At 71.7% G+C, this 12,955-nt stretch carries 12 protein-coding genes and 1 pseudogene; 8 read left to right on the plus strand and 5 right to left on the minus strand.

Features of this window, described 5'->3' with window-relative positions; genetic code table 11:
* The first annotated feature begins 460 nt into the window (after positions 1 to 460).
* Both OG897_RS24620 and OG897_RS24625 read left to right on the plus strand, forming a co-directional pair.
* Entirely contained in the window at positions 461 to 1,021 is a 561-nt protein-coding gene (locus tag OG897_RS24620; RefSeq protein WP_266659385.1) for a VanZ family protein, read from the plus strand.
* A 91-nt stretch (positions 1,022 to 1,112) separates the two neighbouring features.
* Positions 1,113 to 1,313, plus strand: a complete 201-nt coding sequence (locus OG897_RS24625; RefSeq protein WP_266659387.1) for a PspC domain-containing protein — start codon at positions 1,113 to 1,115, stop codon at positions 1,311 to 1,313.
* A gap of 113 nt (positions 1,314 to 1,426) precedes the next feature.
* Here OG897_RS24625 and OG897_RS24630 read toward each other — a convergent pair whose 3' ends face one another.
* Both OG897_RS24630 and OG897_RS24635 read right to left on the minus strand, forming a co-directional pair.
* Positions 1,427 to 1,783: an ATP-binding protein gene (locus OG897_RS24630; protein ID WP_266659389.1), complete on the minus strand. Its 357-nt coding sequence runs from the start codon at positions 1,781 to 1,783 to the stop codon at positions 1,427 to 1,429.
* Positions 1,784 to 1,951: 168 nt separating this feature from the next.
* Positions 1,952 to 3,082, minus strand: a complete 1,131-nt coding sequence (locus OG897_RS24635; RefSeq protein ID WP_266659391.1) for an adenosine deaminase — start codon at positions 3,080 to 3,082, stop codon at positions 1,952 to 1,954.
* A 115-nt stretch (positions 3,083 to 3,197) separates the two neighbouring features.
* Here OG897_RS24635 and OG897_RS24640 point away from each other — a divergent pair, with 115 nt between their 5' ends.
* Together OG897_RS24640 and OG897_RS24645 are read left to right on the plus strand one after the other, a co-directional pair.
* Positions 3,198 to 3,944 (plus strand): dienelactone hydrolase family protein, encoded by a 747-nt coding sequence (locus OG897_RS24640; RefSeq protein ID WP_266659393.1) that lies wholly within the window; start codon positions 3,198 to 3,200, stop codon positions 3,942 to 3,944.
* Positions 3,945 to 4,495: 551 nt separating this feature from the next.
* On the plus strand, positions 4,496 to 5,602 hold the full coding sequence (locus OG897_RS24645) for a calcium:proton antiporter (RefSeq protein WP_266659395.1): 1,107 nt from the start codon (positions 4,496 to 4,498) through the stop codon (positions 5,600 to 5,602).
* Here the strand turns inward: OG897_RS24645 and OG897_RS24650 are convergent.
* The gene (locus tag OG897_RS24650; protein ID WP_266659397.1) at positions 5,592 to 6,581 is read right to left on the minus strand and encodes a LysR family transcriptional regulator; all 990 of its coding nucleotides are present in this window, start codon (positions 6,579 to 6,581) and stop codon (positions 5,592 to 5,594) included. The two genes, OG897_RS24645 and OG897_RS24650, sit on opposite strands and share 11 nt — an antisense overlap.
* A 62-nt stretch (positions 6,582 to 6,643) precedes the next feature.
* Between OG897_RS24650 and OG897_RS24655 the strand changes: the two genes are divergently transcribed.
* The 3 genes from OG897_RS24655 to OG897_RS24665 all read left to right on the plus strand — a co-directional run bounded on the left by OG897_RS24655 (position 6,644) and on the right by OG897_RS24665 (position 10,127).
* Positions 6,644 to 8,008: an MFS transporter gene (locus OG897_RS24655; RefSeq protein WP_266659399.1), complete on the plus strand. Its 1,365-nt coding sequence runs from the start codon at positions 6,644 to 6,646 to the stop codon at positions 8,006 to 8,008.
* A gap of 131 nt (positions 8,009 to 8,139) precedes the next feature.
* Positions 8,140 to 8,856, plus strand: a complete 717-nt coding sequence (locus tag OG897_RS24660) for a L,D-transpeptidase family protein (protein ID WP_266659401.1) — start codon at positions 8,140 to 8,142, stop codon at positions 8,854 to 8,856.
* A gap of 143 nt (positions 8,857 to 8,999) precedes the next feature.
* Complete coding sequence (locus OG897_RS24665; protein WP_266659403.1) at positions 9,000 to 10,127, plus strand: sigma-70 family RNA polymerase sigma factor; 1,128 nt, start codon at positions 9,000 to 9,002, stop codon at positions 10,125 to 10,127.
* A 39-nt stretch (positions 10,128 to 10,166) separates the two neighbouring features.
* Here the strand turns inward: OG897_RS24665 and OG897_RS24670 are convergent.
* Positions 10,167 to 10,349 (minus strand): annotated as a pseudogene (locus tag OG897_RS24670) (hypothetical protein); the annotation flags it as partial.
* A gap of 221 nt (positions 10,350 to 10,570) precedes the next feature.
* Here OG897_RS24670 and OG897_RS24675 point away from each other — a divergent pair.
* Positions 10,571 to 11,197: a hypothetical protein gene (locus OG897_RS24675; protein ID WP_266659405.1), complete on the plus strand. Its 627-nt coding sequence runs from the start codon at positions 10,571 to 10,573 to the stop codon at positions 11,195 to 11,197.
* Between the two features lie 266 nt (positions 11,198 to 11,463).
* On the opposite strand, the gene OG897_RS24680 is transcribed toward OG897_RS24675, so the two are convergent.
* Positions 11,464 to 12,843 (minus strand): hypothetical protein, encoded by a 1,380-nt coding sequence (locus OG897_RS24680; RefSeq protein WP_266659407.1) that lies wholly within the window; start codon positions 12,841 to 12,843, stop codon positions 11,464 to 11,466.
* Positions 12,844 to 12,955 lie beyond the last annotated feature (112 nt).

Genomic DNA, 12,955 nt, shown 5'->3' on the forward strand with positions numbered 1-12,955 from the left:
CCCTGGGCCCCGCCCCTCCGCTTCCGCCTAGCCCCCTTGGGCGGCGGGGCCGCCCCCCCCCCCCGGGGGCGGAACGGGCGGGCAAGGGGGCGGCCCCTCTCGCTCCGGGCCCACCCCGGAGCCGCCCGCCCTTACCTCCGCCATCAGGTGCGCCGCACCCCGGTGCGCCTGCGGCGGGCCGCCCCAGACCCTTCCCCAAGCTCTCAACTTCGTTCGAGCAGGGGAGACCCCACCCTTCACCTAAACTCGCGAGGCTTGGGGGTCGGACGTGCAGGAGCGTTGGGGCTGGGCGCGCAGTTCCCCGCGCCCCTCAAGGGGCGCACCCCCAGCGGAGCCGGGAGCGCACGGGCGGCGGAGCCGCGCAGTGGCGCAGGCGCGTGGGCCGGGTGGAGCGACGTCTTCCGGGGAGTCTTGCCCGTACCTCGGAACCGATCCCCGCAGGGGGCGCGTCTTGGGGGGCGTGCGTCCAGGTCCGAGCGGCAGTGCCGTCATCCGCTTCCGCGTGACGGGGAGTCTTCTCCTCCTCGCGCATCTGCTGCTCGTCGCATGGGTTTCCCTGCGACCGCTCGACGACGTGCAGTGGGTGACCGCCCCCAACCTCCACCCACTGGCAGGACTGCGCGCCGCCCTCGCGCTGGGCCCCGTCGAGGCGGCCCACCGGATCGGCTCCGGGCTCTTACTGCTCGCGCCGCTGGGCGTGCTGCTGCCCATGGCGGGCGGGCGGCTTCGGGTGTCCCCCTTCGTCTCGCTCCTGCGGACCGTGGCCGCCGGAGCACTGCTCTCGCTGGGCATCGAGCTGTGGCAGACCGGGGTGCCGGGTCAGGTCGTGGACGTGGACGCCGTACTGCTGAACACGGTGGGGGTGGCGCTGGCCCACCTCCTCGTCGTACCGCTGACGCGGGCCCGGCTCCGTCGCAGGTGGGAGCTGGCTCGTACCCGGGTAGGGGGCGCGACCCCGAGCGAGGAGGAGACGGTGTCCGGGCCGACCCCGAGGATTTCCAGGGTCGGGGTGGCACCGTAGGGCGATGCCCGGTTCGGGCGGTGGCGGGAGTATTGAGTGCATCGGGAGCTCGCATGAGGCTCCCCCGTCGAAGCTCGTGAAGGAGCCCGCCATGACCGCACTTGTCCGCCCCCGCGACGGCCGTGTGATCGGCGGAGTGTGCGCAGCGCTGGCACGGCGCTTCGGCACCTCCGCGACCACGATGCGCGTGATCTTCCTGGCCTCGTGCCTGCTGCCGGGGCCGCAGTTCCTGATCTACCTCGGCCTGTGGGTCTTCCTGCCGGGCGAGCGGACGTCCAAGACGGCCTGGTAGTCGCCCGTCCTCGTGACCGTACGTACGAAGATCCTTGTGACCGTAGGCACGAAGAAGGGGCGTACCTCCCGCGTGGGAGGTACGCCCCTTCTCGTGTGCCCGGGTGCGACGGATCAGGCGCCGACGCCCGGGACGGCAGGCAGGCCGCCGGGCAGGCCGCCGGTGGGCAGGCCCTTCGTCGGCAGGCCGCCCAGGAGGCCGCTGACCGGGTCCTTGCCCTCACCGTTGGGAACGGCGGCCATGGCGCCCTTGCCGAGCGCGTCCTGGCCCGCCATCAGCGCCTCGTGGCCACCGGCCGGGAGCTTGCTCGCGACCTGGTCCACCGGGAGGGCCTGGGTGACGGCGCCCAGCGTGGCGGCCGCGTCGGGGGCGGCGGGAGCGGCTGCGGCGCTGGCGGAACCTGCGGCGGCGGCGACGAAGGCGGCACCGAGAGCGGCGGCACCGAGGGTCTTGGCAGCAGACTGCTTCATGGAAACAACGTCCTCAGAAAGGGGGGAAGTGAGCGGCTCTGCAAGCTAGTCAGAGCTCTCCGCACCCCGCAAACACAGCCGATCGGCCGGGAGTTGATATTCCCGGCCGACTGTGTGTGAGATGTGAGATCAGTTGATTTCCGGAGTGAAACCGCTGGTCAGAGGGGCTTACTGGAAGAGCCACTCCGACTTCAGCTCGGCGTAACCGGGCTTGATGACCTCGTTGATCATCGCGAGACGTTCATCGAAAGGAATGAAGGCGCTCTTCATCGCATTGACCGTCGTCCACTGCATGTCGTCGAGCGTGTAGCCGAAAGCACCGATCAGGTGCTCGAACTCGCGGGTCATGCTGGTGCCGGACATCAGACGGTTGTCGGTGTTCACCGTCACCCGGAACTGGAGCTTGCGCAGCAGGCCGAAGGGGTGCTCGGCGTACGAGGTGGCCGCGCCGGTCTGGAGGTTGGAGGTGGGACACATCTCCAGGGGGATGCGCATGTCCCGTACGTACGCCGCCAGGCGGCCGAGCTTCACCGCGCCGGTGGCCTCGTCGACCTCGATGTCGTCGATGATGCGCACGCCGTGGCCCAGACGGTCGGCGCCGCACCACTGGATGGCCTGCCAGATGGAGGGCAGGCCGAAGGCTTCACCGGCGTGGATGGTGAAGTGGTTGTTCTCGCGCTTGAGGTACTCGAAGGCGTCGAGGTGGCGGGTGGGAGGGAAGCCCGCCTCCGCGCCCGCGATGTCGAAGCCGACGACGCCCAGGTCGCGGTAGCGGTTGGCGAGCTCGGCGATCTCCAGGGCGCGGGCGGCGTGCCGCATCGCGGTGAGGAGGGCGCCGACGCGGATGCGGTGGCCGTTCTCCTTCGCCCGCCTCTCGCCCTCGCGGAAGCCGTCGTTGACCGCTTCGACGACCTCTTCGAGGGTGAGGCCGCTTTCGAGGTGCTGCTCGGGGGCGTACCGGATCTCCGCGTACACGACGCCGTCCTCGGCGAGGTCCTCGGCGCACTCGGCGGCGACCCGGAAGAGGGCTTCGCGGGTCTGCATGACGGCGCAGGTGTGGGCGAAGGTCTCCAGGTAGCGCTCCAGCGAGCCGGAGTCGGCGGCCTCGCGGAACCAGATGCCGAGCTTGTCGGCGTCGGTCTCGGGGAGGTTGTCGTAGCCGGCCTCGCGGGCGAGCTCGACGATCGTGGCGGGGCGCAGGCCGCCGTCGAGGTGGTCGTGCAGCAGCACCTTCGGTGCGCGGCGAATCTGTTCTGCGGAGGGCGTGTTGGGTCCCTGGGTGGGGGTCTGGCTCGTCATCTGGGCACTCTAGCCCCTACGCGCGTAGATCACGCCAGGTCGAAGGACAACTCGATACGTAACAGTGACCGTGCGGACGGGTGGAGTCCATCTCGGGTTCTGAGACTGTTCTGTCATGACACAGCAAGTCGAGCCGGGTCCGCACGCCCGGCTGGGGCGGGCCGTCGGGGCGGACGCCGGGGTGGCGGGCGTCGCACTGGTGCTGCCCGCAGGGCAGGTCGATTCGGCGCGGGGTCCTTCGGCGGTGGCGTACGCGGCCGGGCGCGGCCTCGCGCGCGAACTGGCCGGGGCGGGCGTGTCGGAGGGACTGCGGGCCCATGTCGTCCGGTACCGGGGGCGCGGCTGGAACGGGGCGGACGCCCGGCTCGCGGCGGACGCCCAGTGGGCGGTCGAGGAAGTCGTACGGCGGTACGGGGATGTGCCGGTGGGTCTGGTGGGGGTCGGGATGGGGGGCCGGGCGGCGCTCCGGGCGGCGGGGCATCCGGCGGTGAACTCGGTGGTGGCGTGGGCCCCCTGGCTGCCCGGGGGGTCGGTCGACGAGGAGCCGGTGCGGCAGCTGGTGGGGCGGCGGGTGCTGATCGCGCACGGTACGGAGGACGGGTGGGCGGCGCCCGATCTGTCGTTCCGGCTGGCGGAGCGGGTGAAGAAGGCGAACCGGGACACGTGCCGGTTCGAGGTGCACTCGGACGGGCACGGGCTGCGGCAGCACCGGGCGGAGGTGCGGGCCCTGACCGTGGACTTCGTCCTCGGCTCCCTCTTCGGGCGGCCGTACGCCCGTGCCGTCGCGGACGCGCTGGCGGCTCCGCCGCCGCTGGGCCTCCGCATGCCCTTGGCCTCCGGCTTCGGCACTCCTCGGGGCTAATCGCCCCCAGCCCCCTCGCGCGGCGTGCCTTCGCCCAGCCCTCTCGCGCGGCGTGCCTTCGCCCAGCCCTCTCGGGCGGCGTGCCTTCGCCCAGCCCTCTCGGGCGGCGGGGTCACCCCCCGCCTCTGCCCCCCCTTGGGCTCCGGTTCCGCCTCGCCTCCTTGGGCTCCGCCCTCCGCTTCCCTCGCCCCCTTGGGCGGCGGGGCCGCCCCCCGGGGGCGGAACGGGCGGGCAAGGGGGCGGCCCCCCTCGCTCCGGGCCCACCCCGGTGCCGCCCGCCCTTACCTCGCCTCACAGGCGCGCCGCACCCCGGTGCGCCTGCGGCGGGCCGCCCCAGCCCCACCCCTTCACCTAAACTCGCAAGGCTTGGGGGTCGGACGTGCGGGCGCGTCGTGGCTGATCGCGCAGTTCCCCGCGCCCCTAACAGCCCCGGCGGAGCCGGGAGCGTGCGCGCGGCGGAGCCGCACAGGGATGCGGACCCGCGCCCCCGCAGGCCGACCGCCAGGGGGCAGCGCGGGCGGGACTTTGGTCCCTCTGACACCCTCGACACCATGAGCACCAGCGTCGACCGCGTCAAACCGACCCACTGGGCCTCCTTCGTGCCCGTCCTCGCCCTCGTCCTCCTCGCCTTCTCCTGGGGCCGGGAAGGCATGCCCGGAGCCGTCGTCGCGCTGCTGGCGGTCTTCCTCGGCGGGGGCGTGCTGGCGGCCGTACATCACGCGGAGGTGGTCGCGCACAGAGTGGGTGAGCCCTTCGGGTCGCTCGTGCTGGCCGTGGCCGTGACGATCATCGAGGTCGCCCTCATCGTCACCCTCATGGCCGACGGGGGCGAGAAGAGCGCCTCGCTGGCGCGGGACACCGTCTTCGCCGCCGTCATGATCACGTTGAACGGCATCGTCGGGATCTCGCTGCTCGTGGGGGCGCTGAAGCGGCGCGTCGCCGTCTTCAACCCCGAGGGGTCCGTCGCCGCCTTCGGAGCCGTGGCCACCCTCGCCGGGCTCAGCCTCGCGCTGCCGACGTTCACGACGAGCGCGCCGGGGCCCGAGTTCTCCCCGACCCAGCTCATCTTCGCGGCCGTCGCGGCCGTCTTCATCTACGGACTGTTCGTCGTGACGCAGACCGTGCGGCACCGGGACTACTTTCTGCCGGTGACGCAGCAGGGGAAGGTCATCGACGAGGACGAGCACGCCGACCCGCCCCCGGCGAAGGTCGCGCTGATCAGCCTCGGGCTGCTGGCCGTGTCGCTGGTGGCCGTGGTCGGGCTCGCGAAGGGCGTCTCGCCGACCATCGAGAAGGGGGTCGAGGCGGCCGGGCTGCCCGCCTCCGTGGTGGGTGTGGTGATCGCGCTGCTGGTGCTGCTGCCCGAGAGCATCGCGGCCGTGCGCGCCGCCAAGCGGGACCGCGTACAGACGAGTCTGAATCTCGGGCTCGGGTCGGCGATGGCCAGCATCGGGCTCACCATCCCGGCGGTCGCGCTGGCGTCGATCTGGATGGACGGGCCGCTGCTGCTCGGGCTCGGGGCCACGCACATGGTGCTGCTGGCGCTGACCGTGGCGGTGGGGACCCTGACCTTCGTACCCGGGCGGGCGACGCCCTTGCAGGGCGGGGTGCACCTGTCGCTGTTCGCCGCGTACCTCGTCCTCGCGGTCAGTCCGTAGGGTCGCCGGTCACCTCCACCAGCGCCGTCTGCGGGAGGATGTGGCCCCTGCGGGAGAGCAGGAAGCGTTTGAAGGCGGCCACCGGGGGCGTGTCCGGGTGGCCGTCCAGCCAGGCGACGCCGATCTCGCGGGCCGCCCGGGGCGCGGTGACCGTCAGCTCCACCACTCCCGGGCGGGCCACCGCAGGGGGCGGGAGCAGAGCCACGCCCAGGCCCGCCGCGACCAGACCGCGCAGGGTCTCGGCCTCCTCGCCCTCGAAGGCGACCTTCGGGCGGAAGCCCGCCTGCGCGCACAGGTCGTCGGTGATGCGGCGCAGACCGTAGCCGGGTTCGAGGGTGACGAAGGTTTCGTCGGCGGCCTCGGCGAGGCGGACGCGTTTGCGGGTGGCGAGGCGGTGGTCGTCGGGGACGACCAGGCGCAGGCGCTGTTCGTCGAGGCGGCGGGCGACCAGGTCGGGGGCCTCCGGGACGGGCGAGGTCAGGCAGAGGTCGAGGTCGCCCGCGCGCAGGCGCTCCAGCATCGCTTCGCCGTAGTTCTGGACGAGCTGGAAGCGGATGTGGGGGTGGTCGGCCCGGAAGGCGCGGATCAGGGCGGGAACGGTTTCGGAGCCCATGGTGTGCAGGAAGCCGAAGGCGACCTTGCCCGTGGTCGCGTCGGCGTCGGCCCGTACCGCGTCCGCCGCCTTCTCCACCTCGGCGAGGGCCCGCTCGACGGCGGTCAGGAAGGTGCGCCCGGCGGGGGTCAGGGAGACGGTGCGGCCCTTGCGGGCGAAGAGGGCGACGTTCAGGTCCTCTTCGAGGCGGACCATCGCTCGGGAGAGGGTCGACTGGGGGACGCCGAGTTCGTGGGCGGCGCGGGTGACGTGCTCGTGGCGGGCGACCGCCGCGAACTGGGCGAGGCGCGGCGCGAGCACCTGCTGAATGTCTTCTTCGTAACTACTCGGTGACAGCCGACCCTGTGAGCTCTGCTTATGCGCCATGGGATGGATTATCGCCGTTCTGTGCATTGGACGCATGAGAAGGCCAGGTCTAGGTTTCAGGCATGCCTTCCGCCAGTACCACGGCGTCCATACCTGTAGTTGTGGGCGCCGATTCTCCTGTTGCCTCTGATTCCAACGTTACGTACCCGGCCGAGCCCGTCGGCCGGGCCGCCTCGGCCGAGCCCGTCGACACGCGGCTCGCGCCCACCTCCCCCGGCTTCCGCCGGATGAGCTTCGCGCTCTTCGCGGCCGGGATGGCGGCGTTCGCCCTCCTCTACTCCACGCAGGCGCTGCTGCCCGCGATCTCCGCCGGACTCGACGTCACCGCCTCGCAGGCGAGTTGGACGGTGTCCGCGGCCACCGGGGCGCTGGCCCTGTTCGTGCTCCCGCTGAGCGCGCTCTCGGAGCGCTTCGGGCGGCGCACGGTCATGACGTACTCCCTGGTGGTGGCGGTCGCCGTGGCGATGCTCGTGCCGCTCGCTCCGAACGTGGGATGGCTGATCGCGCTGCGTGCCGTGCAGGGCGCCGCGCTGGCAGGGCTGCCCGCCTCCGCGATGGCGTACCTCGCGGAGGAGGTGCGGCCGAAGGCACTGGTGGCGGCGATCGGGCTGTTCGTGGCGGGCAACTCCATCGGCGGGATGAGCGGACGCATCGTGACCGGCTGGGTCGCACAGCTGTGGGGGTGGCGGGCGGCGCTCGCGGCCGTCGCGCTGATGGCGCTGGTGTGCGCGGTGGTCTTCCGGCTGCTGCTGCCGAAGGCGCGCAACTTCCGCCCGGGGACGCTGCATCCGAAGGCGCTCGCGAAGACGGTGGGAACGCATCTGTCCGATCCGCTGCTGCGCAGGCTGTACGCGATCGGCGCGCTCTTCATGACGGTCTTCGGCGCGGTGTACACGGTGATCGGCTACCGCCTCGTCGAGGCACCCTTCAGCCTCCCCCAGGGCGTGGTCGGTTCGATCTTCCTCGTCTACCTGGTGGGTACGGCCTCCTCCGCCGCGGCGGGCAAGCTGGTGGCCCGCACAGGCCGGCGCGGAGCCCTCTACCTGGCGGTATCGACCACCACCCTCGGCCTGCTCCTGTCCCTGTCGGACTCGCTGACGGGGGTGCTGTCCGGCCTGGTCCTCATCACCGCGGGCTTCTTCGCGGGCCACGCCGTCGCCTCCTCCTCGGTCAGCCACACCGCGAAGACCGGGCGCGCGCAGGCGTCCGCGCTCTACCAGTCGGCGTACTACCTGGGCTCCAGCGTCGGCGGCACGCTCGGCGCCATGGCGTTCCACGCGGGCGGCTGGGAGGCCACCGTCGCGCTGGGCCTGCTGGCGGTCGTCGGCGTCGCCGCGATCACGCTGTACGGGACGCGCTGCGCGCGGGTCGAGCGGCGTTCGTTCGTCGTCGCCGGAGCAGGACGGGCCGCTGTCACTAAGTCGTGACACTTCAACCGCCCTGTCCGTACAACGGATTCGCTTCCCCTGTCGTCTACCGGGCAAGAAACGTGCAGCACGGCAAACGTGCAGTACGGCACGCACGCGTGTGCTGCACGGCAGGGGAAAGGGACACGTCCATGGGGGACACGAAGAGAGTGCGGGCCGCGCTCCGCGCCCGTACGTGCATAGCCGTCGGCATCACCGCACTGGTGATTCCGGCGGTACTGACGGTGGGGGCCGCGGCCCCCGCCCAGGCGGCCTCGTGCACGACGAAGACCGGGCCGAACCAGAAGCAGGTCGAGAAGTTCCTGAAGCTGAAGGTCGACGGCAGGCAGTCCTCGGCCGACTGCAAGGCGATACGCGCCTTCCAGACGAAGAACGGCATCAGCCCGAACATCGGTTACGCGGGGCCCGTGACCTGGGCCGCGATGGACGCGATCAACAAGCAGAAGGCCAACAGGAACCCGAACGCGGCGGGCAAGTGCCCCACCAACAAGGGCCGCATCGCCTGCGTCGACCTGAGCCGCCAGCTGAGCTGGATCCAGGACGGCAAGACGGTCAAGTACGGCCCCGTACCGATCCGTTCGGGCCGTAACGGCTTCGAGACGCGCACCGGCCTGAAGAAGGTCTACCTGCGCAGCATCAACCACTACTCGACGCTCTACCACGTGCGGATGCCGTACTCGCAGTTCTTCGACGGCGGCATCGCCTTCCACTCGGTGGGCATCGCGATGTCGGCCCCGCCCGGCTCGCACGGCTGCGTGAACATGCGCACGGGTGACGCGAAGAGCTACTGGGGGCTGCTGAAGAAGGGCAGCAACGTCTTCGTGTACGGCCGCAAGCCAGGCACCTGAGCGGCCAGGGTGGCCTGAGCCCCGTCGCAACCGTTGGGCGGGACAGGGCAGTTCACGGCTTTGGGCCTCGCGATGTCAGAGCCCTCCCGTAAAGTCCACAGCACGGTCGGAACGTGGGTGGAAGAGCGGGTGGGGTGGACCCTGTGAGTGATGTCGCGACGCCAGGTGTGGACGCACAACTGGAGGACTACCGGACCGAGTTGACCGGGTTCTGCTACCGGATGCTCGGCTCCGCCTTCGAGGCGGAGGATGCCGTCCAGGACACGATGGTGCGGGCGTGGCGCAGCCAGGACCGGTTCGAGGGGCGTTCCTCGTTGCGGTCCTGGCTGTACCGGATCGCCACCAACGTGTGTCTGGACATGCTGGGCAGCAGCAAGAAGCGGGCCAGGCCGATGGACTTCACCGATCCGAAGCCGCTGGCGCAGGCGCAGTTGAACCCGCATCCGGAGGCGACCTGGCTGGAGCCGGTGCCGGACGGGCGGGTACTGAGCCCGGTCGCGGACCCGGCGGAGACGGCCGTCGCGCGGGAGTCCGTACGGCTCGCCTTCGTGGCGGCGTTGCAGCATCTGCCGCCGAAGCAGCGGGCGGTGCTGATTCTGCGGGAGGTACTGGCCTGGAAGGCGAGCGAGGTCGCGGAGCTGTTGGAGACGAGTGTCGCGTCGGTGAACTCGGCGCTCCAGCGGGCGCGGGCGACGCTCGCTGAGTCGAAGGCGGCCGGGGCCTCGGACACCGTGAAGCCGATGGACGAGGAGCAGCAGAAGCTGCTGGAGCGGTATGTCGCCGCCTTCGAGGGCTATGACATGAAGGCGTTGACGGCGTTGTTGCACGAGGACGCCGTGCTCTCCATGCCCCCGTTCGACCTGTGGCTGGTCGGGGCCCAGGACATCACCGGCTTCATGCTCACGCACGGCGCCGCGTGCAACGGGTCGCGGATGCTGGCGACCGTGGCCAACGGGTCGCCCGCCTTCGCGCAGTACCACCCGACGCCCGAGGGGCACTTCTCGCCGTGGGCGCTCCAGGTGCTGGAGATCTCAGACGGTCGGATCGCCCACATCAACACGTTCCTCGACACCAAGCGGTGGTTCCCGCTCTTCGACCTCCCGGAGCGGATCGAGGCGGACGGGACTCCCGGGCCGCTCGCCGTTCCCGGGGGGATCTCCGGATTCGAAGCCGCTGCGGCCGCTGCTGCGGCTGCCGCCGGGGCCGGGGCTGGTGCCGGAGCCGGTGCCGGGGCTCCCGGTTTCGAAAGTGAGGCCGACAAGGTCGAGTAGGCCCAGCAGTTCGGGGGCGGGGTGCCACAGGATCAGGCGGCACCCCAGCCTGCGGGCGGCGACCCGCATCCGGGCGAGCGTCTCCACAGCGGCGAGCCCGGGGTCGGTGAGGGCGGACACGTCACAGGCCACTTCGGTCTCGCCCGTGCGGAGGATGCGGGCGTGCAGGCGCTCACAGAGGGGCGACACGTCGGCCTTGGTGACGGGGCCGACGATCGTCATGGGGTCGTACGTCGAGTCTTCCACGGAGGGGTAGACCGGGCGGGCGGCCGAAACTCATCGACAGCGGGGCTTCCGGGTGCCCAAAGGCCGCCCCGGGCCACTCCGGGACCGCCCGGGAGCCGCCCCGGGAGAGCCGCATTTCGGCCAACTCGTTGAACTCCCAAGGGCCTTGAAGATCCCGTGCCGCACTCTTGATCACCGACTGACCACAGGGGGAGATCATGGGCTACAGGGAATTCGGTACCTCCGTCATGCCGCTGAAGCACCGGTTCGAGTGGTGGTGCAGGGTGGTCCCGCCGGGGGTCCGGCCCGCCCCCGTCAGCGGCGACCTGGCGGCCGACTTCGCCGGGCGGGCGGGCATCCTGGCCCTGGGGCCGGTGCACTTGAACACCGTCACCTTCTCCGCGCTGCTGTCGGAGCCTCCCAGCACGGTCGTACGCAGCGCCGGACCGCCCGCCTTCTCGCTGGCCCCGCTGCTCGGCGGAGCCATGGCGGTGACCCAGGACGGGCGGACCGCCCAGCTCACCCGGGGGGACTTCGCGCTGTGGATCTCGACCCGGCCCTACACCGGTGTGGCGCTCAGCGGCCCGGACATCGGGGACGCGCGCGCGATGGTCCTGCATCTGCCCCAGGCACTGGTTCCGCTGCCGAAGGACCGGCTCGACCTGCTCCTCGCCCGCAGGCTTCCGGCCTGCTCCGGTACGGGCCGGGTCCTGGCGCGCTACCTGGAGTGCGTGACGGAGGAGGCGGCGGTGCTGGGCCCCGGAGCGGGCGTACGGCTCGGCCTCGCGCTGAACGCCCGGGACCGGGGCCCGGCGTTCGAACACCTTCCTCTGCTGTCGTCCTGACGCGTGCCGCCCTGCGCGGGACGGCAAGGAGCAGAGCGCCGCGCGCCAACGACACGGTCCCGCCGGTGTCCGTGTCTGATGCACAACGGCGACGTCACCGGTTACGTGGGCACCGTCCCGCCTTGGTGGCAGGGCAACCTCGCCCCTGCTCACGACAACCGCGTCAGCTCCGTGTACGTGGCCTGCCGGACCGTCGGGCTGCCTCACCGGTCGGGCCGCCCGAGTAGGAGGGCACACTCGGGCGGCCCGGCCGTGCGGAACGGGGGTCAGCCCGTCCAGCGTCCCGACAGGTACGACACCGCGAACACCACCATGAGCGGCGCGACCACCACCACGTACGCCACCTTCACCCGTGGCCTGCGTACGCTCCACGCGGCGAGGAGCGTCCAGAGCGGCCACCACAGCAGGGTGGCCCTCGGCACGGACGTCAGCCAGTACGACGTGCCGAGCGCCCACAGGCTCAGCCCGATGTAGATCGCCTCGGGCCAGCGCCGCAGCTTCACCAGGACGCCGAGGAGCACCAGGCCGACCACCATCGCGGCCAGCTCCGCCTGCCACATGAAGGCGTAGCCCGTACTGAAGGTGGAGTCGAAGGCCGCGTGCCACGTCGTGCTCCACGACTCCCACGGGGCGTGGAACTCCCGGTACCAGCCGCGCTCCTGCGCGTGCTTCCACGCCATCCAGTCGCCGGTCTGCACGTAGAGGAAGCCGCTGTAGAGGAGCGCGGGGACGGCGGGGAGGAGGGTCCACGGGAGGGGGCGCCAGGCACTCGCGGAGCGGGCCTGCCAGGCGGTGATCAGGAAGTGCACGCCGATCGCGGCGGCCACGAAGAGACCCGATATGCGCACGGTGGTGGCGAGGGCGGTCAGGATTCCGGCCAGCATCCACTGGTGCTTCCGCGCGGCGAGCCAGGCGGGCAGTGCGAAGGCCAGGAAGAGGGCCTCGGTGTATCCGGCGGCGAGGAAGACCGCGCAGGGAGAGAGCAGCAGGAACAGGACGGAGCGCTGCTCCACACCGGAAGCACTGCTCTCGCCGGTACGGGCAGCAGAGCCAGAGCCCCGCTCACTCTTCGGAGCAGTGCTCTCCCCCGCCAGCCCCAGCCGCGCGATCCGCGCCAGCGCCAGCACCGCCACCGCCCCCGCGACGAACGAGATCAGCAGCCCGGCCAGCGTCCAGTTCGGCACGACGACATGCACCGCGCGCAGGATCAGCGGGAAGCCGGGGAAGAACGCCTCCCGGTTGTCCCAGCCCTCGGAGCCAGGACCTGTCCCCAGGCCCGCCCCCTCCGGGAAGTACCCGGACTGCGCTATGTGCAGGAAGTGCGTCCAGTCCCACTGGGCCCACCGCGACAGCGCCGACGGCGCGTCCTTCGCCTCGCCGTCGGGCGGGAAGACCCAGGCCACGGCGTACGAGGTGATCCACAGCCCGACCCGCGTCAGCAGGTACAGCCACAGGACGTCACGGTCCGCCCCGCCGATGCGGGACAGCAGGCGCAGCGGACTCGGCGGACGCAGCGGGCCCGGCCGCCGTCCGGCTCCGGCGTCCGGCTTCGGCGCGGCCGACGGGGCCTGCGCGGCGTGCCCGGCCCGCGCGGCCTGCCCGGAGGGCTGTTGCGCGGTCCGCCGGGGCGGTGGCGCGACGGTCATGAGCGGACTCCTGGACTGCGGCATACGGCGTGGCGAACGGCGCGGCATACGACGGCATACGGTTGCGGACGGTTCGATCGGGTGTCCCGTAGAGGAACACGCATACGTGGGA

The organism is Streptomyces sp. NBC_00237, from assembly GCF_026342435.1.
Lineage (GTDB): Bacteria > Actinomycetota > Actinomycetes > Streptomycetales > Streptomycetaceae > Streptomyces.

Excerpts from the sequence above, each read along its gene's own strand:
- OG897_RS24675 (WP_266659405.1), top strand. The coding sequence starts at position 10,571 with ATGGGCTACAGGGAATTCGGTACCTCCGTCATGCCGCTGAAGCACCGG.
- OG897_RS24655 (WP_266659399.1), top strand. The coding sequence starts at position 6,644 with ATGCCTTCCGCCAGTACCACGGCGTCCATACCTGTAGTTGTGGGCGCC.
- OG897_RS24680 (WP_266659407.1), bottom strand. The coding sequence starts at position 12,843 with ATGACCGTCGCGCCACCGCCCCGGCGGACCGCGCAACAGCCCTCCGGG.
- OG897_RS24650 (WP_266659397.1), bottom strand. The coding sequence starts at position 6,581 with ATGGCGCATAAGCAGAGCTCACAGGGTCGGCTGTCACCGAGTAGTTAC.
- OG897_RS24660 (WP_266659401.1), top strand. The coding sequence starts at position 8,140 with ATGGGGGACACGAAGAGAGTGCGGGCCGCGCTCCGCGCCCGTACGTGC.
- OG897_RS24630 (WP_266659389.1), bottom strand. The coding sequence starts at position 1,783 with ATGAAGCAGTCTGCTGCCAAGACCCTCGGTGCCGCCGCTCTCGGTGCC.
- OG897_RS24645 (WP_266659395.1), top strand. The coding sequence starts at position 4,496 with ATGAGCACCAGCGTCGACCGCGTCAAACCGACCCACTGGGCCTCCTTC.
- OG897_RS24635 (WP_266659391.1), bottom strand. The coding sequence starts at position 3,082 with ATGACGAGCCAGACCCCCACCCAGGGACCCAACACGCCCTCCGCAGAA.
- OG897_RS24625 (WP_266659387.1), top strand. The coding sequence starts at position 1,113 with ATGACCGCACTTGTCCGCCCCCGCGACGGCCGTGTGATCGGCGGAGTG.
- OG897_RS24640 (WP_266659393.1), top strand. The coding sequence starts at position 3,198 with ATGACACAGCAAGTCGAGCCGGGTCCGCACGCCCGGCTGGGGCGGGCC.